Here is a 20,319-nt window from a genome sequence, read left to right as displayed (position 1 = left end):
GGAAGCCAGTACAAGCGCACCAATACGGTGCGACAGATAATCGAGATGAAGGGTATTACATGAAGTCACCATGGATGCGGCGCGTGGCGCTGCTCGCCTGCCTGGCCACCCTGCCGCTGGCGGCCGTTGCCGCGGATGCCGCCCCTGCCCCCGCGGCCGCGCCGGTCAAAACCTTGCGCTATATCTTGCCGGCCGCCGAAACGGGCTTCGATCCGGCCACCGCGCGCGACCTGTATTCGAACCACATCACGCAAGCCGTCTTCGACACCTTGTACACCTATGATTACCTGGCGCGTCCCGTGAAGGTAGTGCCCGGCGCGGCCGCCGCCATGCCGGAAGTGTCGGCCGACGGCAAGACCTACACCATCCGCCTGAAAAAAGGCATCCTGTTTACGCCCGACGCCGCGTTCGGCGGCAAGCGCCGCGAACTGACGATGGCCGATTACGTATATTCGTGGAAGCGCTTGTTCGACCCGCGCCTGGCCTCGCCGCACAGCTGGCTGTTTGAAGGCAAGGTGGTGGGGCTCGATGACTTGGCCAAGGAAGCGGCCAAGTCGAACAAGCTCGATTTCACTAAAAAGGTGGCTGGCCTGGAAATCCTCGACCCGTACACCTTGCGCATCACGCTGACCAAGACCGATTTCAATTTCCCCATGATCCTCGCCTACGTGCCGACGGCCGCCGTGGCGCGCGAAGTGGTGGACAAATACGGTGACGTGAAGGGCGAAGTGGGCTCGAATCCTGTCGGCACCGGCTATTACACGCTCGGTGAATGGACGCGCGGCAACCGCATCGTCCTGAACCGCAACCCGCAGCACTTGCCGGAAACGTGGAATTTCCTGGCCGGCGACGACCCGGACGACCAGCGCATCGTGCGCCAGATGCAGGGCAAGCGCATTCCCGCCATCGACCGCATCGAAATTTCCGTGATGATCGAAGACCAGTCGCGCTGGCTGTCCTTCCAGAGCGGCGGCACGGACGTGTTCTGGCTCGACGGCCCCCTGGCGCCGAAGGCATTGCTGAACGGCAAGTTGCGCCCCGAGCTGGCGGAGAAAGGCGTGCAACTGTCGCGCCTGCTGGACCCGGAAATCAGCTATTACTACTGGAATATGGAAGATCCGACCCTGGGAGGCTTCAGCAAGGAAAAGATCGCCCTGCGTCGCGCCATTGCCATGGCGCACAATATCGATGAGGAAATCCGCATCATCTGGAATGGCCAGGCCAAGCGCCTCGACTATCCGATTCCGCCGGGCGTGGTCGGCTACGATCCGCACTACAAGAGCTTGCTGCAATACGATCCCGTGCTGGCCAACAAATTGCTCGACAAATTCGGCTACAAGAAGGGCGCCGATGGCTGGCGCACGTTGCCAGACGGCAAGCCGCTGCTGATCCGCTATGCTTCGCGCAACGAAGCGAACGGTGTGCTGCAGGCGGAAATGTGGCGCAAGACGTACAACTCGCTGGGCATCCGCATGGAAAACGACCGCATGATCTTTTCCGACATCTTGAAGACGGAAAAGCAGTGCAAGATGCAGACGCGCACGGCGCCGTGGCTGGCCGACTATCCGGACGGCGACAACTTCATGCAGCTGTTCTACGGCCCGAACACGCACCAGAACAACAACGGCTGCTACCAGGACCCGGAATACGATAAATGGTACGCGGCCAGCCAGGCCATGCCGGCCAGCCCCGAGCGCGATGAGCTGTTCCACAAGATGGCGCGCCGCCTGGAAGTCAATGCGGGCGCCCTGATCGGCTATGCGCGCTACCGCAACATGCTGGCGCAAAAGTCGGTGCTCGGCTACAAGAAGCACCCGATCCTGTTCCAGGAATGGGCGTACATGGATATCGACAGCACGGGCGCAGCAGTGGCACCTGCTGCTGACCCGGCTAAAAAATAAGCGCAGCTTATAAAAACAAGGAATCATTATGTTTGCTTATATCCTGCGCCGCTTGTGGCAGATGCTGCCCACCATGCTGGGCGTGGTCCTGCTGGTGTTTATCCTGTTTAATTGGGTGGGCGGCGACCCGGCCTATATTCTTGCCGGCAAGATGTCTAGTGCGGAAAGCATCGCCAACATCCGCCGCCAGCTCGGCGTCGACCAGCCGTACTACGTGCAGCTGTGGATCTTCATCAAGCAGATCGTCACGTTTGACTTCGGCCAGAGCTGGGCCACGGGGGAATCCGTGTCGCACATCATCACCTCGCGCCTGGGGCCGTCGATGATGGTCTTGATCCCGCTGACCGTGCTGGAAACTTTTTTTGGCGTGGCGCTGGCGCTGGCCATCGCTTTCGTGCGCGGTTCGCTGACGGACCGCGCCGTCATGATCGCCTGCACGGTGGGCATGTCGATTTCCATCCTCGTCTACATCATCGTCTTCCAGTATGGCTTTGCCTACAAGCTGGGCCTGTTCCCCGTGCAGGGCTGGGGCGACAGCTTCTGGGAAAACCTGCTGCGCTATTCGACCTTGCCCATTTTGATCGGCCTGGCCGTCTCCATCGCGCCCACCCTGCGCCTGTTCCGCACCTTCGTGCTGGACGAGGCGAACCAGGATTACGTGCGCACGGCACGCGCCAAAGGCTTGAAGGAAGGCCGCATCATGTGGGTCCACGTGCTGCGCAACGCCGGCATTCCCATCATTACCTATGTGATGTCGAACTTGCCGGCCCTGCTGATCGGCGCTTTCTTGTTGGAACGCTTTTTCGGCATCCCCGGCATCGGGCGCGAAGTGATTCTGGCCGTCGAGCGCAGCGATTTTCCGGTGATCAAGGCGATCACCGTGTATGTCGCCGCCGCCACCATGCTCTTTAACCTGCTCACCGACCTGCTGTACCAGGCGGTCGATCCTCGCGTACAACTGAAGTAGAAAGAGACGATGTCGAAACCTCATACATCGCCCGGCCTGTGGGCCCTGGCGTGGCGCCGTTTGCGCGGCGACAAGATTGCAATGGTATCGCTGGCCGTGGTCGGCGCATTTTTCCTGCTGGTGCTGGCGTCCGCCAGCGGTCTGGTGGCCTCGAACTGGGAAGACGAAGTGGCCGTCAGCTATGCGCCGCCCACGTTTGTGGGCGCCGACAAGGACGCGTCCGCGTCCGGTGATGGCGCCATTCCCTTGCCCGACGAGCGCAGCGCGCCCACACCAGTCAACGTGCTGGACCCGCTGGCCGACGATATCGCCGAACTGCGCGCCCAGATGGGCAGCAATCCTTCTGCCGGCGTGGACATGTACGGCGTCACCGACCCGCTGGCCGACGACTTGACGGCCTTGCGCGCCGGCATGGGCAAGACGAAAAAGTTGATCGCGCACAAGGCGGCAACCTTGCCGTTCGGCGCCGACAAGTGGGGTCATGACATCGTCCAGAAAACCATCAAGGGTGGCGAAACGTCGATTGTGGTGGGCCTGGTGGCAGCCTTGCTGGCCGTCGTGCTGGGCACGCTGTTTGGCGCCGTGTCCGGCTACTTCGGCGGCATGGTCGACGACTTCTTCAACTGGTTCTACAGCATCTTCACCTCGATTCCATCGATCCTGATGATTTTGACGGTGGCGGCGGTGCTGCAGCAAAAGGGCGTGCTGACCATCGTGCTGATCCTGGGGCTGACTGGCTGGACGGGGCCATACCGCTTGATCCGCGCCGAATACATCAAGCACAAGGCGCGCGAATACGTGATGGCGGCCGATGCCATCGGCGCATCGCACTGGCGCAAGATGTTTTCGCACATCTTCCCCAACGTGAGCCACGTTGCTTTGGTGCAAATGTCCATCCTCGTGGTGGGCTTCATCAAGGCCGAAGTGATTTTGAGCTTCCTCGGCTTTGGCGTGCCGGTGGGTACCGTCTCGTGGGGCAGCATGCTCAACGAGGCACAAAATGAACTGATCCTGGGCAAATGGTGGCAGCTGACAGCCGCCGCCACGGCGATGGCCGTGCTGGTGACGGCGTTCTCGCTGTTTACCGATGCCTTGCGCGATGCGCTCGACCCCAAAGTGAAATAGGAGTTGCTCATGGACCAGAATAACCTGTTGGAAGTGCGCGATTTGCGCGTCACCTTCCGCCTGGACAAGAAGACCACGTTCGAGGCCGTCAAGGGCATCTCGTTCAACGTGCCGCGCAACAGCACCGTCGCCCTGGTGGGCGAATCGGGCAGCGGCAAGTCCGTCAGTTCGCTGGCCGTGATGGGCTTGTTGCCGCCGGATAACACCATCATCGACAAGCAATCGAGCATCCATTTCGGCGGGCGCGATTTGCTGCAATTGTCGATTGCCGAGCGGCGCACCATGTGCGGCAAGGATATCTCGATGATCTTCCAGGAACCGATGTCGTCGCTGAACCCCGTGTTCACCGTGGGTTTCCAGATCGCCGAAGTGTTGCGCCAGCACATGGGCATGAACCGCAAGCAGGCGCGCGCGCGCACCCTGGAGTTGCTCGAGGAAGTGGGCATACCCGATCCCTCCACCAAGATCGACGCCTACCCAAGCCAGATGTCGGGCGGCCAGCAGCAGCGCGTGATGATCGCCATGGCGATCGCCTGCGAACCGAAACTGCTGATCGCCGACGAACCGACGACGGCGCTGGACGTGACGATCCAGAAGCAGATCATGGACTTGATCGCCGCGCTGCAAAAGAAGCACCAGATGTCCGTGCTGTTCATTACCCACGACCTGGGCCTAGTGGGCGAGATCGCCGATCAGGTGATCGTCATGCGCCACGGCGAAGTGCGCGAGACGGGGGAGGTGCGGCAAGTGTTCGACACCCCCAAAGACCCGTACACAAAAGCATTACTCCATTGTCGGCCTTCGCTGGACGAGCGCCCGTGGCGCTTGCCAGTCATCGCCGACTACATGGACGGCAAAGCCGGTCCCGGCATCGAAATGAAACAGCGCACGCGCGGCTATACGCCGGGCGATGAACCGGTGCTGGTGGTGAATAATCTGAGCAAGAGCTTTTATACGCGTGTAGGCCTGTTCGGCAAGCGCGAATTCCAGGCCGTCAAGGATGTGTCATTTACCCTGCCGCGCGGAAAAACGCTGGGCGTGGTGGGCGAGTCCGGTTCCGGCAAGACGACGGTGGGCTTGACCTTGCTGCGCCTGCACCAGGCGACGGGCGGCACGGCCATGTTCCATGGCAAGGACCTCATTGCCATGCCGAACAAGGAATACCTGCCGTACAAACGCCGCATCCAGATCATCTTCCAGAATCCCTACGCTTCCTTGAATCCCAGGTTTACCGTCGGGCAGATCCTGCTCGAACCGATGCGCATCCACAAGATCGGCGCGAACGACCAGGAGCGCATCGCCAAGGCCTACTGGCTGCTCGACAAGGTAGGGCTGCCGGAGCAGGCTTTCCACCGCTATCCGCACGAGTTTTCCGGCGGCCAACGTCAGCGCATCGCGATTGCCCGCTGCCTCACCATGCAGCCGGAAATCCTCGTCTGCGACGAATCCGTGTCGGCGCTGGACGTGTCGGTACAGGCGCAGGTACTCAACCTGCTGCAGGATTTGCAGGATGAATTCGGATTGTCGTACATCTTCATCTCGCACGATTTGTCCGTCGTCAAGTACATCGCCGATCAGGTGATGGTGATGCACAAGGGGCAAGTGGTGGAGCTGGCCGATTCGGATGAGCTGTACCGCAATCCCGTGCATCCATACACGCGCACCTTGCTCAGCGCCATCCCGAAAGGCGTCCAGGCTTAAATTCGCTTTTACGGTAAGATAGCGCCCATGCCCAACCTCATTTACCTGCTCGAACATTACGGTGTCCTGATTGTCTTTGGCATCGTGCTGGTGGAGCAGCTCGGCCTGCCGATTCCCGCCTTTCCCATCCTCGTGGTGGCGGGGGCGCTGGCGGTCGATGGCGACATGAATGGGGGGCTGGTGCTGGCCGCTGCGCTGGGCGCCTGCCTGATCAGCGACTTCACGTGGTTCCGCGCGGGCCGGCATTTCGGCAAGCGCATCTTGCGGCTGCTGTGCCGCATCTCGTTGTCGCCCGATTACTGCGTCAGCCAGACGGAAGACAAATTCAAGCGCTGGGGGCCGAAAGCCCTGATCGTCTCCAAGTTCGTGCCTGGCTTCAATACCGTAGCCGCGCCCATGTCGGGCGCGCTGGGTACGCCGCCAGGCCTGTTCTTCCTGTACGCCGGCCTGGGCGCCTTGCTGTGGAGCGGCACGGGCATCGTCGTCGGCGTGATTTTCCATTCCAGCGTGCAGCAGGTGCTCGACTTGCTCAGCACCATGGGCAGCACGGCCTTGCTGATGCTGGCCACCTTGCTGGGCTTGTTCCTGCTGTATAAATTCCTCGAACGCCGGCGTTTCCGCCAGGCCTTGCAGATCGAGCGCATCGGCATCGATGAATTGCTCGAACTCATAGAGCAGGGCGAGGAGCCGCTGATGGTCGATGCGCGCAGCGCCACGGCGCAAGCGCTGGAACCGGCCGTGCCGGGTGCCTTGTTCTTCAATGGCAAGGAACCCGTGCCCGCCATGATTGCCATGGACAAGGACCGCCACATCATCGTGTATTGCAGCTGTCCCAACGACGTGACGGCCGCGCAAGTGGCCAAGCTGCTGCACCAGCACGGCTTTCACCGGGCCAAGCCCCTGCATGGCGGCCTCGATGCGTGGAATGCCGCCTACCGCTCCGACCAGCCGGCGCCCGCCAGCCTGCTGGGCGAAGGCTTGCCGTCCTGAGTTGCGCTGCCTCCGGCACGCCAGCTTGGCAGTAAACCCGCCGTAAAAACCGGTAGTAATAATACGAAAACACCTTTGTGGCGCCACCGGGATGGCGGCGCCACGCCTGCGGCGCCGCGTACAAAGCGTCTTTGCGCAAACTCCGGCATACTCTGCTTTCAAGGCGATTCCTGCTGCTGTGCAGCATCCTTTTCGTGCGCCTGGCGAGTGCAAGTACTTACTATAATTCATTGTTTGTGAGCAACTTTGGCACTGCCTGTTGCATTTGGAGTGGAACTACCAATAAAGGCTCGTTTTGATGTACTTAAACTACAAACTTTGCTTGCCTCCGGGCGCATTCATCCTTTAAGCTTGGCGTCCCATGCGTCCCACTTCATCATTTAAAATCATGAGCGCTTCGTCTTCCCCCGTACTGCCGACTTCCGCCTTTGCCGATGGACCGCGCCTGCTGGCCGACGTGGGCGGCACCAATGCCCGTTTCGCCCTGGAAGTGGCCGCCGGCCACATCACCCTGGTGGAAGTGCTGCCCTGTGCCGATTACCCGAGCCTGTCTGCCGCCCTGCAAGCCTACCTGGCCCTGCCGCACATCGCCGCCGCCGGTGGGCAAGCCGTGCGCCATGCCATGATCGCCATCGCCAACCCGGTCGACGGCGATTTCCTCAGCATGACGAACCACCACTGGTCGTTCTCGATCCGCGCCATGCGCGAAGAGTGCGGTTTCACGACCCTGGACGTGGTCAACGATTTCACGGCGCTGGCGCGCGCCTTGCCGCAGCTGTCGAGCGAGCAGAAGCATCAGATTGGCGCGGGCACGGCGCGTCCGAACACAGCCATCGGCCTGATCGGCGCTGGCACGGGCCTGGGCGTATCGGGCCTGATTCCTTCGCATGGCGGCTGGATCGCCCTGCAAAGCGAAGGCGGTCACGTCAGCTTCGCGCCATTCAATGAAGTGGAAGTGAGCATTTTGCAATTCGCTTGGCGCGAATATGAGCACGTTTCGGCCGAACGCCTGATTTCCGGCGATGGTCTGGAGCTGATCTACCGCGCCCTGGCTGACCGCGCTGGCGTGCCGGCGGAAGACTTGCCGGCGGCGGAAATCACGCGCCGCGCGCTGGCCGGCGAATCCCAGCTGTGCGACGACGTCATCGAAGCGTTCTGCTGCATGCTGGGCACGGTGGCGGGCAACGTCGCCGTCACCCTGGGCGCGCTCGGCGGTATTTATATCGGCGGCGGCATCGTGCCGCGCCTGGGGCCGCGTTTCGACCGCTCCGGTTTCCGCGCCCGCTTCGAGCGCAAGGGCCGCTTCGCCAATTATGTGTCGCAAGTGCCGACGTTTGTCATCACGGCGCAGTACCCAGCTTTCCTCGGCGCATCGGCCATTCTCTCGGAGAAACTCGCCTCCCTGTGATGCGGGGTGAGGGCGATGTGTCGCGCCAGGGCCGGGTAAAACGCGTGTTTTGCCCGGTTTTGCGCTTTTCCGCTTTTTATCAGGTACAATTGGCATCGTTGGATGAAACGACGACAGTCGCTCTCCTGTCTGGCTGATTGCTCGCCACGGGAAAGCAGCTGCTCCGGAGTTCGTTTCATTGCTGGTCATTTAAGGCCAGCACCATGGATGACAGGACTTTCACTGCATCCGCTTCAGTCCCGCTTTGCGCGCATCGGCCAAGGCGTCGGAAAAACAGCCTCAACTAGTAACCCAGCACGGCGTCATCATTGATGTCTGCCATCTGTTACGTTGAAATGAACGTTTTTGATTTCTTTCTCTGCATACGAATTGCAACACACATCCGCACAGAATTGCTATGAATACAATTGAGGCTAAAAAAGTCCTCGAAACCGCGTTGCTGTGCGCTCGTGAGTCGCTGACGATCCACAGCCTGAAAAAGCTGTTCGTTGATGCGGACGAGAACGGTCGCGTGCGTGGTGTTGGCGTCGGTGCCGACACGATCAAGCAATTGCTGGAAGAATTGCGGCAGGAGTGGGATGGGCGCGGCATCGAGATCGTCAGTCTGGCCTCGGGCTGGCGCTTTCAAAGCCGCCCGGAAATGAAGATGTATCTGGATCGCATGACGCCCGAGCGGCCGCCCAAGTATTCGCGGGCGACCCTGGAAACCCTGGCCATCATCGCCTACCGCCAACCGGTGACGCGCGGCGATATCGAGGAAATTCGCGGCGTTGCCGTCAATTCGCAGACGATCAAAATGCTGGAAGACCGTGGCTGGGTCGATGCCATCGGCTACCGCGACGTGGTGGGACGGCCGGCCTTGCTGGCCACCACCAAGCAGTTTTTGGATGACCTGGGTTTGCATTCGCTGTCCCAGCTGCCGCCTTTGCAGCAAATCAGTGAAATGCAGGGCAATGGGCTCGAAGCCCTGGAAGCGGCCCTGCAGGAAAATTTTGACAAGGCAAGCAATGAGCTTGCCCCCCAGCTTGGTGCAGGTAGCAATACGGCTGTGACAGATGTGACAGCAAGCCTTGATGCCGGCCCCGATACTTCGCCCATGGACGAAGCCTACACTCACGACCCTGCGCCAGAACTAACGGTTGACGCTGCGCCAGGTCAGCACAGCCAAGAAACGAAGAATGAATAATCCGAACACACCCGAGACAGTAACCGCCAGCGACGAAGCCATCGTTGCCAAGCCCAAGCGCCGCACCAAGGCCCAGATCGAAGCCGATGCAGTGGCTGCAACTGCGGCTGCCGGCGACGGCGTCGCTGCCAAGCCGAAGCGCCGCACGAAAGCCGACGTGGCCGCCGACGCGCCCTTCGCCGCTGCTGGCGATGCTGCCGAAGCTGCCCCAGCCGTCAAGAAAACCCGCGCCAAGCCAGCCCTGAAGGCCGTGGCCGACGCGGCGGAAGCGGCTGCCGAGGCGGTTGCCGAAGTTGCCAGCACCCCTGCACCGCGTCCGCCGCGCGCCCGCGCCGCCGCCAAGGCTGCTGCTGCCGTCGCTGAAACGGCGCCGGAAGTCGTCGCTGACAAGCCGGCCGAAGCACGCCCGACCCGTGGTCCGCGCCAGATGCGTGGCGTGCAAGCGGAACGCGCGCTGCGCCAGCCGCCGCGCGCCGAAGCGCCGCAGGCCGCCGAAGCAGTTGCAGCTGCGCCTGCCGCAGAGCAAGCTGCCGCGCCTGTCGCCGATGTGTTCGATGCCGAAGGCAACCTCGTGTCCGGCCCGCGCCTGCCGCGCGGTCCGCGCAACGACGTGCCGGGCGCCGGCAAAAATGCCGGCAAGAGCCGTAAAAAGGGCAAGGGCCGCCAGGCTGCGCCCGGCAAGCTCAGCGACGCCGACGCCGTGTTCTCGTTTGTTACCTCCGACGCGTTCGATAGCGAAGAGGGCGGCACGGGCCGCGTGCAAAAAGTGGCCGTGCGCCGCGACCTGACGTCCGACGACGACGCGCCGAAGCTGCACAAGGTGCTGGCCGAAGCCGGTCTCGGTTCGCGCCGCGACATGGAAGACCTGATCATGTCGGGCCGCGTGTCCGTGAATGGCGAGCCAGCCCACATCGGCCAGCGCATTCTGCCGAGCGACCATGTGCGCATCAATGGCAAGTTGATCCAGCGCCGCGTCAGCAAGAAGCCGCCACGCGTGCTGGTGTATCACAAGCCGGCCGGCGAAATCGTCAGCCACAACGACCCGGATGGCCGTCCATCCGTGTTTGACCGCTTGCCGACCATGAAGGCAGGCAAGTGGCTGGCCGTTGGCCGTCTCGACTTCAACACGGAAGGTTTGTTGCTGTTTACCACGTCCGGTGACCTGGCCAACCGCCTGATGCACCCGCGCTACGGCATCGACCGCGAGTACGCCGTGCGCACCCTGGGCGAACTGGAAGAGGGCATGCGCCAGAAGCTGCTGGCCGGCGTCGAGCTGGAAGACGGCCTGGCGCAGTTCTCGAAGATCGCCGATGGCGGCGGCGAAGGCATCAACAAGTGGTACCGCGTGGTGATCGGCGAAGGCCGTAACCGCGAAGTGCGCCGCATGTTCGAAGCCATCGGCCTGACCGTCTCGCGCCTGATCCGTACCCGTTACGGCGCCATGACTCTGCCGAGCGGCCTGAAACGCGGTCGTTGGGAAGAGATGGAAGAAAACACCGTGCGCGATCTGCTGACCGCTTACGGCATCGAAAAGAAAATGCCGGCATCGGGCGACCCCCGTGCCGCTGGCGCCGCCAAGGGCCGCGAAGCGCGCAAGGTCGAACGCAAGGACCGCGATGACGAGCCGAATGGCAACCGTATCGATGTGAGCAACCGCAACGCCGATCCCTTCCCCGTCGCGCCGCGCCGTGGTCAGCCGCAAGGCCAGTTTGCGCGTCCGCAAGGCCAGGGTCGTCCAGGTGGCGCCGGCCGTCCAGGCGAAGCGCGTGGTCCGGGCCGTGGTCAGCCGCAAGGTCCGTTCCAGGGCGGCCAGCCGCGCTCGTCGGCATCGTTCGAAGGCGCGCCGCAAGGTCAGGGCCGTCCGCCGCGTGCGGCAGGTCAGGGTCAGGGCCAGGGACGTCCGGCCGGTGGTGAAGGCCGCGCGCCGCAACGTGGTCCGCGCCAGCCCGATCCGCTGCAAACGACCTTTGGCTTCGCCAACACGGGTCCGCGCCGCAATGCGGGCGGTGCCGGTGGGCAAGCGCGTTCCGGTGGCCAGCCGCGTGGCGGCATGGACCGTGGCGGCATGGATGGCATGCCGCGCCGTCGCAGCAAGGGTTAATTCAGGGAATTTCTTCTTGCGCGCCCGATAATCTGCTGCGGGCGCGCGCTCTTGTTACTGTTGTAAGCCGGGCCGCTCCTTGTGTGCGGCATTGCGGCGAAGTTAATAAGAGGTTATAATCTGCAGCCTAATAAAAGTTCTCCGCAGGGTTGTTTGGCGGGGAGTGCTTATCTGGTTGGGGAAATACAGGAAGATGGGCAGATGCCCATTTTTTTTTTGTTGAACCGTTTGTCATGGCTCCGCAAGGGGCCATATATGACTTGAATGCGTGTTTTTGCATGTTGTCGGCGCTCAATGCGGCGCTGTCATGCCGAAAACGGGCCTTATTTCTGGAGAATTTCTTGCAGCAGTTGGGATTAATTGAAAAGACAGTTACAGGTCTGGGCTATGAGCTCGTTGATGTCGAACGTGCCGAGCGCGGGCTGCTGCGCGTCTTTATTGATTTCAGCGCCGCCGATGCCGCTGAAAAAGGTCCGATCACGGTCGAAGACTGTGCCGCGGTGAGTCACCAGTTATCGCATGTGTTGACGGTAGAGAACGTTCCTTACGAGCGTCTCGAGATTTCTTCCCCGGGTCTGGATCGTCCGGTGCGCAAGCTGGAAGACTTTGTCCGTTTCGCAGGCCAGGAAATCATCGTCAAGCTGACTGTGGCGATGCCGGGTACGAACAACCGGAAATCGTTCCAGGGGATCTTGCAAGAACCCGTGGGCGATAAATTGTCGTTGGAATTTGAAGGTAAGGATGGTCCGGCGATGTTGGAGTTTACGCTCGCGGATGTGGATAAGGCACGCTTGGTGCCGCAGGTGGTTTTTAAGGGACGCAAAGCATGAGCCGCGAAGTTTTATTATTGGTTGACGCGCTGGCGCGCGAAAAAAACGTCGATAAAGATGTCGTCTTCGGCGCCCTCGAATTCGCGTTGGCGCAAGCCACGAAGAAACGGTATGAGGGTGAGGTAGACATCCGCGTTTCGATCGACCGCGAAACGGGCGAATTCGAATCGTTCCGCCGCTGGCACGTGGTGCCCGATGAAGCGGGCCTGCAATTGCCGGATCAGGAGATCCTGCATTTCGAGGCAAAAGAACAGATTTCCGATATCGAAGTCGATGACCACATCGAAGAGCCGATCGAATCCGTTGAATTCGGCCGCCGTTTCGCCCAGGATACCAAACAGGTCGTCCTGCAGCGCGTGCGTGACGCCGAACGTGAACAGATCCTGATCGACTTCCTGGAGCGCGGCGATTCGCTCGTCACCGGCACCATCAAGCGCATGGAACGTGGCGACGCCATCGTCGAATCGGGCAAGATCGAAGCGCGTCTGCCACGCGACCAGATGATCCCGAAAGAGAATCTGCGTATCGGCGACCGTGTCCGTGCTTTCATCTTGCGCATCGACCGCAATATGCGCGGCCCGCAAGTGATCCTGTCGCGCACCGCGCCAGAATTCATCATGAAACTGTTCGAACTGGAAGTGCCGGAAATCGAGCAAGGCATGCTGGAAATCAAATCCGCAGCCCGCGATGCCGGCGTACGCGCCAAGATCGCCGTCTACACGGCCGACAAGCGCATCGACCCGATCGGTACTTGCGTCGGCATGCGCGGTTCGCGCGTGCAGGCTGTCACCGGTGAACTCGGTGGCGAACGTGTCGACATCGTGCTGTGGTCGGAAGATCCGGCGCAGTTCGTCATCGGCGCCCTGGCGCCGGCGAACGTGTCGTCGATCATGGTCGATGAAGAAAAACACGCGATGGATGTCGTCGTGGACGAAGAAAACCTGGCAATCGCGATCGGCCGTTCCGGCCAGAACGTGCGCCTGGCCTCGGACCTGACCGGCTGGAAGATCAACATCATGACGGCCGAAGAATCGGCTGACAAAGCTGCCCAGGAAACGGCTGCCGTGCGCATCCTGTTCATGGAAAAGCTCGATGTCGACCAGGAAGTGGCCGATATTCTGGTGGAAGAAGGTTTCGCCAGTCTGGAAGAAATCGCTTACGTGCCAATTTCCGAAATGCTGGAAATCGAATCGTTTGACGAAGATACCGTCAATGAACTCCGTACCCGTGCGCGTGATGCGCTCGTGACCGAAGCGATTGCTTCGGAAGAGGGTCTGGAAGGCATGGACGAGGCGTTAGTGGGTCTGGAAGGCATGGACCGCATTACCGCCGGCAAGCTGGGTCTGGCTGGTATCAAGACCGTTGAAGCATTTGCAGCACTGGCATACGACGAATTTGGCGCAATCCTGGCCTTGTCTGCGGACCGTGCGCGTGAACTGATTACAAGTGAATTTAAAGATGTGACCGACGATGAGATGAAGTTGGTTGACTCGAAATATGACGATCGTGCCAAGGCGTTGCAAGCCAAGGCATGGAGTCTGGCCGAATCCGCAAAGGCTTAATTTGAGTATCTTTATCATCTCCGCGACACATAGAAAAGAGGACTGAATGGCGAGTAACAACGTAGCCCAATTTGCCACCGAACTGAAGATGCCTGCAGATTTGCTGCTGACGCAGCTGCGTTCTGCCGGCGTCGAGAAAAGTTCGACGTCAGATCCATTGTCGAAAGATGATAAGGACAAGCTTTTGGATCATCTGCGCCGCACACACGGCGCAGCGGCTGACACAGAAAAGAAAAAAATCACCGTGACCCGCAAGGAAACGACTGAGATCAAGCAAGCTGACGCCACCGGCAAATCGCGCACCATCCAGGTGGAAGTGCGCAAGAAACGCACTTTCGTCCAGCGTGACGAAGCTGTGCCGGTCGCAGCAGAACCGGTCGCGCCTGCCGCACCGGTGATCGATCCCGCCGACGTGGCGCGCCGTGAAGAAGACGCCCGTAAACAGGCTGAACTGATCGCCCGCCAGGAAGCCGATCTGCGCGAAAAGCAAGAACGTCTGGCCAAGCTCGACGCGGAAAAAGAAGCCCAGGCGAAAGCCACGCAACAGGCTGAATTGGCTGCGAAGAAAGAAGCGGACGCGGAAGCCAAGAAAGCGGCTGCCAAGGCTGCTGCTGCGCCTGCCGCCAACGCCGCTGCGCCCGTCGTTGACGACGCCGCTGCCGAAGCGAAAAAAGCCGCTGCCGCTGAAGAAGCGAAGAAGAAAGCCGCTGCCGCTGCTGTTGCCGCCAAGGAAGCCGCTGACAAAGCGGAAGCCACTGACCGTGCACGCAAGGCTGTTGCCGACGAAGTCGCCCAGATCAAGGCCATGATGAACGCGCCACGCCGCGCCATCAAGGCACCTGAACCCGTACCGGTTCCGGTGAAGCCGAAGGCGCCGGAAGGCACCTTGCACAAGCCTGCTGACAAGAAACCTGGCGACAAGCCGGGCGACAAGAAGCCTGCTGTTGCAGACAAGAAATCCATCAAGTCGGCCAATGTGTCGTCCACCTGGTCCGATGACGCGAAAAAACGCGGCACGACCGGTGGTCCCAAGCCACGCGGCAATAGCGGCCCGGGTGGCCGTGACAGCTGGCGTGGTGGCGCGAAGGGCCGTCGCCCGACGCACCATGACGACCGTGAATCGAACTTCCAGGCACCTACGGAAGCCGTCGTCAAAGACGTGCACGTACCGGAAACGATCACCGTGGCCGAATTGGCGCACAAAATGTCCGTGAAGGCATCCGAAGTCATCAAGCATTTGATGAAATTGGGCCAGATGTGCACGATCAACCAGGTGCTGGACCAGGAAACCGCCATGATTCTGGTGGAAGAAATGGGCCACAAGGCGTTTGCCGCCGAACTGGACGATCCGGAAGCGTTGCTGGCCGATGTGGGCGAACACGCGCACTTCGAAAGCAAGCCACGCGCACCGGTGGTCACCGTCATGGGGCACGTCGACCATGGTAAGACCTCGTTGCTCGATTACATCCGCCGCGCCAAGGTTGCATCCGGCGAAGCGGGCGGCATTACGCAGCATATCGGCGCTTACCACGTCAATACGCCACGCGGCATGATCACCTTCCTCGACACCCCGGGCCACGAAGCGTTTACCGCCATGCGTGCCCGTGGTGCCAAGGCAACCGACATCGTTATTCTGGTGGTTGCCGCCGACGATGGCGTGATGCCGCAAACGAAAGAAGCGATTGCCCATGCGAAAGCAGCCGGCGTGCCGCTGGTGGTGGCGATCAACAAGGTCGACAAGCCGGGTGGCAACGTGGACCGCGTGACGCAGGAACTGGTCGCAGAACAAGTCGTGCCGGAAGAATACGGTGGCGAATCGCCATTCGTGCCGGTGTCGGCCAAAACGGGCCAGGGTATCGACGAGCTGCTGGAACAAGTGCTGTTGCAAGCCGAAGTGCTGGAACTGACGGCACCGGTCGATGCGCCTGCGCGCGGCCTGGTCGTCGAGGCACGTCTGGACAAGGGCCGTGGTCCTGTCGCGACGATCCTGGTGCAGTCCGGTACCCTGAAACGCGGCGACGTGATTCTGGCTGGCTCTTCGTATGGCCGCGTTCGCGCCATGCTCGATGAGAACGGCAAATCCATCGCTGAAGCGGGTCCTTCGATTCCGGTCGAAATCCAGGGCTTGACGGAAGTGCCGGTTGCCGGTGAAGAAGTCGTCGTGATGGCGGACGAGCGCAAGGCGCGTGAAATTGGTCTGTTCCGTCAAGGTAAGTTCCGCGACGTGAAACTGGCCAAGCAGCAAGCTGCGAAACTGGAAAACATGTTCGACCAGATGGCCGAAGGCGAAGTGAAAAACTTGCCGCTGATCATCAAAACCGACGTGCAAGGTTCGCAAGAAGCGCTGGTTGGTTCGTTGCAGAAACTGTCGACCTCCGAAGTGCGCGTACAAGTTGTCCACGCGGCAGTCGGCGGCATCACGGAATCGGACGTCAACCTGGCAGTCGCCTCGAAAGCGGTCATCATCGGCTTCAACGCCCGTGCTGATGCCCAGGCACGCAAGCTGGCCGAGTCGAATGGCGTGGACATTCGCTACTACAACATCATTTACGATGCGATCGACGAGATCAGATCGGCGTTGTCGGGCATGTTGGCACCAGAGAAACGCGAAACCGTCATCGGCCAGGTCGAGATTCGCCAGGTTATCCTGGTCTCGAAAGTGGGCGCGATTGCCGGTTGCCTGGTCACCGATGGCGTGGTCAAGCGTGCTTCTTCCGTCCGCCTGTTGCGCAACAACATCGTGGTGTGGAGCGGCGAGATCGACTCCCTGAAACGCTTCAAGGACGATGCGAAAGAAGTTCGCGCCGGTCTGGAGTGCGGCCTGTCGCTGAAGAACTACAACGACATTCAGGTTGGCGACACTCTGGAAGTGTTCGAAGTCCAGGAAATCGCTCGTACCCTGTAATCTCAGCAAGAACAATGGCGCGGACATATCGTTGTCCGCGCAAACACGTGGGGCGCATTGGTCAACGGGCAACCGTTTGACTCATGCGCCCTGCGGCACTTAGGACAGCATATATCATGGCTAAACATAGCAAAACCATGCCAGCGCGCGGCTTGCGCGTGGCCGACCAGATCCAGCGCGATCTGGCTGAAATCGTCGCCTACGAATTGAAAGACCCGCGCGTGGGCACGATGATCACCATCACCGAAGTGCAGATCACGCCCGATTACGCGCATGCCAAGGTGTTTTTCACGATGTTGAAAGACAGCAAGGAAGCCATCAAGAACACCACCGAAGGTCTGATGGCCGCGTCTGGCTTCATCCGCGGCTTGCTGGGCAAGCGCCTGCACATCCACACTTTGCCGATGTTGCATTTCGTGCATGATAGCTCGACTTCGCGCGGCATGGAAATGTCCTTGCTGATCGACAAGGCCAACGCCACGCGCGCGGCCGATGCCGAGCCGGACGAAAAGCCTGCAGACAAAGCGGACGAGCAATAAGCGTGGCGGGTCCGAAGAAACCGCCCGGCATCAAGCGGGTGCGCGACCTGGTCGATGGCGTCTTGCTGTTGGATAAGCCCGTGGGCTGGTCCAGCAACGACGCCCTGATCAAGGCCAAGCGCGTGCTGAATGCGAAAAAAGCGGGCCATACGGGCACGCTGGACCCGTTCGCCACGGGCTTGCTGCCGCTGTGCTTTGGCGAGGCAACGAAGTTCTCGCAGGACTTGCTGGAAGCCGATAAAACCTACGAAACCCTGGTGCACCTGGGACAGACGACGGATACGGGCGATACCGAGGGCGAAGTGCTGGCAACGCGCGACGTGAATGTGACGCGGGAGCAGATCGAAGTCGTGCTGGCGCAGTTCCGCGGGCCGATTTTGCAGACGCCACCCATGTACTCGGCCTTGAAACGGGACGGCAAGCCCCTATATGAGTATGCAAGGGCAGGCATCACCCTGGAGCGCGAAGCGCGCCCGGTGACCATCCACAAGCTCGAGTTCCTCGGCTACGAAGCCCCGTTCCTGAAATTGTCCGTGATGTGCAGCAAGGGCACGTATATCCGCGTGCTGGGTGAAGACATCGGCCATGCCCTCGGTTGCGGCGGCCATCTGAACGCCTTGCGCCGCACGCAAGTGGGCAGCCTGACCCTCGATGGCGTTGTCACGCTCGACGAGCTGACGGCGCATGCCGCGCCGTTGAGCCTGCTGGCGCCCGTCGATGCCTTGCTGTCGAGTTTCCCCGCCGTCCAGCTGACGGAAGAATTGGCCAAGCGTTTCCTGCATGGCCAGCGTATCGCGCTGGGCAAGGAAGACGTCGCCGTGCCGGCTGAGCCGGGCAGGGTGCGCGTGTATCACGACAGCAAGCTGCTGGGTACTGGTCAGTTGCAGGAATACAGCATACTGGCCCCCGAGCGCTTGATCGCCACAGCACACGAATAAGTAAGTCATGCTCAAGTCATCTTGATCAGCGACACTGCTAACCCGGTGTCGTATTTTTAAACAAACCGTCCCCGACTGCGGGAGCCGCCAGCATTTTTAGATAGCGTTGCAACGCAACATGCTATACTACGCGGTTCCAGTTTCAGTCAGCACCAAAACGCTACGTACACCCCGTACGCACCCTGCAGTTTTTCAGTAACTACTACGACCATGTCAAATACAAAACGCGCAATTCGTAATATCGCCATTATCGCCCACGTTGACCACGGCAAAACCACGCTGGTGGATCAGCTGCTGCGCCAATCCGGCACCTTCCGTGAAAACCAAGCGGTCGACACCCGAGTCATGGACTCGAACGACCTGGAAAAGGAGCGCGGCATTACGATTCTGTCGAAGAACTGCGCTGTTGAGTACGAAGGCACCCACATCAACATCGTCGACACCCCAGGCCACGCCGACTTCGGCGGCGAAGTGGAACGTGTTCTGTCGATGGTTGACTCGGTATTGCTGCTGATCGATGCACAAGAAGGCCCGATGCCGCAAACCCGTTTCGTCACGCGCAAAGCGCTGGCACTGGGTCTGAAGCCTATCGTCATCGTCAACAAGATCGACCGTCCAGGCGCACGTCCGGACTGGGCCATCAACCAGACGTTCGAACTGTTCGACAAACTGGGCGCTACCGACGAACAACTGGATTTCCCTATCATTTACGCTTCGGGCTTGAACGGCTATGCCGGCCTGACTGAAGACGTACGCAGCGGCGACATGAAGCCGATGTTCGACGCCATCCTGCAACACGTGCCTGTCCGTGATGACAATCCGGAAGGCCCGCTGCAGATGCAAATCACCTCGCTCGACTACTCGTCGTACGTCGGCAAGATCGGCATTGGCCGCGTCAACCGCGGTACCGTCAAGGTTGGTCAGGACGTGCTGGTCATCAACGGTCCAGGCGCCACGCCTGTCAAAGGCCGCATCAACCAGGTGCTGAACTTCAAGGGCCTGGAGCGCGTGCTGGTAGACGAAGCGGTCGCCGGCGACATCTGCCTGATCAACGGTATCGACGAAATCGGCATCGGTTCGACATTGTGCGCACTGGATACCCCGGAAGCGCTGCCTATGCTGACCGTCGACGAGCCAACCCTGACCATGAACTTCATGGTCAACAACTCGCCACTGGCTGGCCGCGAAGGCAAGTTCGTGACCTCGCGTCAATTGCGTGACCGTCTGGACCGTGAATTGAAAGCCAACGTTGCTCTGCGCGTAGCGCCGACCGACGACGACACGATCTTTGAAGTATCGGGCCGTGGCGAATTGCACCTGACGATTCTGCTCGAAAACATGCGTCGCGAAGGTTTCGAGCTGGCCGTATCGCGTCCGCGCGTGGTCTACAAGATGGTCGATGGCGTGCGTCACGAGCCGTTTGAAAACCTGTCGGTCGACGTTGAAGAAGTCAACCAGGGCGGCGTCATGGAAGAGCTGGGCCGTCGTCGTGGCGACCTGCAAAACATGGAATCGGATGGCAAGGGCCGCGTGCGTCTCGAGTATCTGATCCCGGCGCGTGGCCTGATCGGCTTCCAGGGCGAATTCATGACCCTGACCCGCGGCACCGGCTTGATGAGCCACGTATTCAACGAATACGCGCCAGTCGACAACACCCGTGGCGAAATGGCTGGCCGTCGTAACGGCGTGCTGATCTCGCAAGATGACGGCGCCGCTGTTGCCTACGCCCTGTGGAAACTGCAAGATCGCGGCCGCATGTTCGTGGTCCACAACGATCCAGTGTACGAAGGCATGATCATCGGTATTCACTCGCGTGACAACGATCTGGTCGTCAACCCGATCAAGGGCAAGCAGCTGACCAACGTGCGTTCGTCGGGTACCGATGAAGCAGTGCGCCTGGTACCACCAGTGCAAATGTCGCTGGAATACGCGGTGGAATTCATCGCCGACGACGAACTGGTTGAAATCACGCCTAAATCGATCCGTCTGCGCAAGCGCTTCCTGAAAGAAAACGAGCGTAAGCGCGCCGGCCGCGACGCGTAATTGTTGTAGGGGTGCGGCGCTGCGTCGCCGCGCCAACCAGACCCGCTGTGCTTGCATAACCTTGCGGTGATGCGACGCAGCGGGTTTGCCGTTTGCAGTCCCTGATTTGTATTGAGATTATGA

The 20,319-nt window shown here is 60.6% G+C and carries 14 protein-coding genes; all 14 read left to right on the top strand.

The window, feature by feature from the left end; translation table 11 throughout:
* The first annotated feature begins 59 nt into the window (after positions 1 to 59).
* The 14 genes from ACQ4W0_RS04525 (at position 60) to typA (ending at position 20,196) form a co-directional block, all read left to right on the top strand.
* Entirely contained in the window at positions 60 to 1,901 is a 1,842-nt protein-coding gene (locus tag ACQ4W0_RS04525) for an ABC transporter substrate-binding protein (RefSeq protein WP_436575682.1), read from the top strand.
* 28 nt (positions 1,902 to 1,929) lie between these two features.
* Positions 1,930 to 2,868 (top strand): ABC transporter permease, encoded by a 939-nt coding sequence (locus ACQ4W0_RS04520; RefSeq protein WP_034782513.1) that lies wholly within the window; start codon positions 1,930 to 1,932, stop codon positions 2,866 to 2,868.
* Between the two features lie 9 nt (positions 2,869 to 2,877).
* Positions 2,878 to 3,993 carry an ABC transporter permease gene (locus ACQ4W0_RS04515; RefSeq protein WP_436575681.1) on the top strand — a complete coding sequence of 372 codons (1,116 nt, stop codon included), beginning with the start codon at positions 2,878 to 2,880 and terminating at the stop codon, positions 3,991 to 3,993.
* Positions 3,994 to 4,002: 9 nt separating this feature from the next.
* Positions 4,003 to 5,694, top strand: a complete 1,692-nt coding sequence (locus ACQ4W0_RS04510; protein WP_436575680.1) for an ABC transporter ATP-binding protein — start codon at positions 4,003 to 4,005, stop codon at positions 5,692 to 5,694.
* A gap of 27 nt (positions 5,695 to 5,721) precedes the next feature.
* The gene (locus ACQ4W0_RS04505; protein WP_353658678.1) at positions 5,722 to 6,684 is read left to right on the top strand and encodes a VTT domain-containing protein; all 963 of its coding nucleotides are present in this window, start codon (positions 5,722 to 5,724) and stop codon (positions 6,682 to 6,684) included.
* 388 nt (positions 6,685 to 7,072) lie between these two features.
* The gene (locus ACQ4W0_RS04500; RefSeq protein ID WP_436575679.1) at positions 7,073 to 8,092 is read left to right on the top strand and encodes a glucokinase; all 1,020 of its coding nucleotides are present in this window, start codon (positions 7,073 to 7,075) and stop codon (positions 8,090 to 8,092) included.
* Positions 8,093 to 8,489: 397 nt separating this feature from the next.
* On the top strand, positions 8,490 to 9,278 hold the full coding sequence (scpB, locus tag ACQ4W0_RS04495) for an SMC-Scp complex subunit ScpB (RefSeq protein ID WP_436575678.1): 789 nt from the start codon (positions 8,490 to 8,492) through the stop codon (positions 9,276 to 9,278).
* A complete protein-coding gene (rluB, locus tag ACQ4W0_RS04490) occupies positions 9,271 to 11,379 on the top strand; it encodes a 23S rRNA pseudouridine(2605) synthase RluB (protein ID WP_436575677.1) in 2,109 nt (702 codons plus the stop codon). The genes scpB and rluB overlap by 8 nt, the downstream gene beginning before the upstream one ends.
* 341 nt (positions 11,380 to 11,720) lie before the next feature.
* Positions 11,721 to 12,209 carry a ribosome maturation factor RimP gene (gene rimP / locus ACQ4W0_RS04485; RefSeq protein ID WP_426074316.1) on the top strand — a complete coding sequence of 163 codons (489 nt, stop codon included), beginning with the start codon at positions 11,721 to 11,723 and terminating at the stop codon, positions 12,207 to 12,209.
* Positions 12,206 to 13,771, top strand: a complete 1,566-nt coding sequence (gene nusA, locus ACQ4W0_RS04480; RefSeq protein ID WP_436575676.1) for a transcription termination factor NusA — start codon at positions 12,206 to 12,208, stop codon at positions 13,769 to 13,771. The genes rimP and nusA overlap by 4 nt, the downstream gene beginning before the upstream one ends.
* Positions 13,772 to 13,817: 46 nt before the next feature.
* Positions 13,818 to 16,676: a translation initiation factor IF-2 gene (infB, locus tag ACQ4W0_RS04475; protein ID WP_436575675.1), complete on the top strand. Its 2,859-nt coding sequence runs from the start codon at positions 13,818 to 13,820 to the stop codon at positions 16,674 to 16,676.
* Positions 16,677 to 16,792: 116 nt separating this feature from the next.
* On the top strand, positions 16,793 to 17,215 hold the full coding sequence (rbfA, locus tag ACQ4W0_RS04470) for a 30S ribosome-binding factor RbfA (protein WP_034782531.1): 423 nt from the start codon (positions 16,793 to 16,795) through the stop codon (positions 17,213 to 17,215).
* Positions 17,216 to 17,217: 2 nt separating this feature from the next.
* Positions 17,218 to 18,153: a tRNA pseudouridine(55) synthase TruB gene (gene truB, locus ACQ4W0_RS04465; protein WP_436575674.1), complete on the top strand. Its 936-nt coding sequence runs from the start codon at positions 17,218 to 17,220 to the stop codon at positions 18,151 to 18,153.
* A gap of 210 nt (positions 18,154 to 18,363) precedes the next feature.
* On the top strand, positions 18,364 to 20,196 hold the full coding sequence (gene typA, locus ACQ4W0_RS04460) for a translational GTPase TypA (RefSeq protein ID WP_436575673.1): 1,833 nt from the start codon (positions 18,364 to 18,366) through the stop codon (positions 20,194 to 20,196).
* Positions 20,197 to 20,319 lie beyond the last annotated feature (123 nt).

This window comes from Janthinobacterium breve (assembly GCF_051380895.1).
Lineage (GTDB): Bacteria > Pseudomonadota > Gammaproteobacteria > Burkholderiales > Burkholderiaceae_D > Janthinobacterium.
This window is presented reverse-complemented; position numbering and strand designations above follow the sequence as displayed.

Excerpts from the sequence above, each read along its gene's own strand:
- ACQ4W0_RS04525 (WP_436575682.1), top strand. The coding sequence starts at position 60 with ATGAAGTCACCATGGATGCGGCGCGTGGCGCTGCTCGCCTGCCTGGCC.
- ACQ4W0_RS04520 (WP_034782513.1), top strand. The coding sequence starts at position 1,930 with ATGTTTGCTTATATCCTGCGCCGCTTGTGGCAGATGCTGCCCACCATG.
- ACQ4W0_RS04515 (WP_436575681.1), top strand. The coding sequence starts at position 2,878 with ATGTCGAAACCTCATACATCGCCCGGCCTGTGGGCCCTGGCGTGGCGC.
- ACQ4W0_RS04510 (WP_436575680.1), top strand. The coding sequence starts at position 4,003 with ATGGACCAGAATAACCTGTTGGAAGTGCGCGATTTGCGCGTCACCTTC.
- ACQ4W0_RS04505 (WP_353658678.1), top strand. The coding sequence starts at position 5,722 with ATGCCCAACCTCATTTACCTGCTCGAACATTACGGTGTCCTGATTGTC.
- ACQ4W0_RS04500 (WP_436575679.1), top strand. The coding sequence starts at position 7,073 with ATGAGCGCTTCGTCTTCCCCCGTACTGCCGACTTCCGCCTTTGCCGAT.
- scpB (WP_436575678.1), top strand. The coding sequence starts at position 8,490 with ATGAATACAATTGAGGCTAAAAAAGTCCTCGAAACCGCGTTGCTGTGC.
- rluB (WP_436575677.1), top strand. The coding sequence starts at position 9,271 with ATGAATAATCCGAACACACCCGAGACAGTAACCGCCAGCGACGAAGCC.
- nusA (WP_436575676.1), top strand. The coding sequence starts at position 12,206 with ATGAGCCGCGAAGTTTTATTATTGGTTGACGCGCTGGCGCGCGAAAAA.
- infB (WP_436575675.1), top strand. The coding sequence starts at position 13,818 with ATGGCGAGTAACAACGTAGCCCAATTTGCCACCGAACTGAAGATGCCT.
- rbfA (WP_034782531.1), top strand. The coding sequence starts at position 16,793 with ATGGCTAAACATAGCAAAACCATGCCAGCGCGCGGCTTGCGCGTGGCC.
- typA (WP_436575673.1), top strand. The coding sequence starts at position 18,364 with ATGTCAAATACAAAACGCGCAATTCGTAATATCGCCATTATCGCCCAC.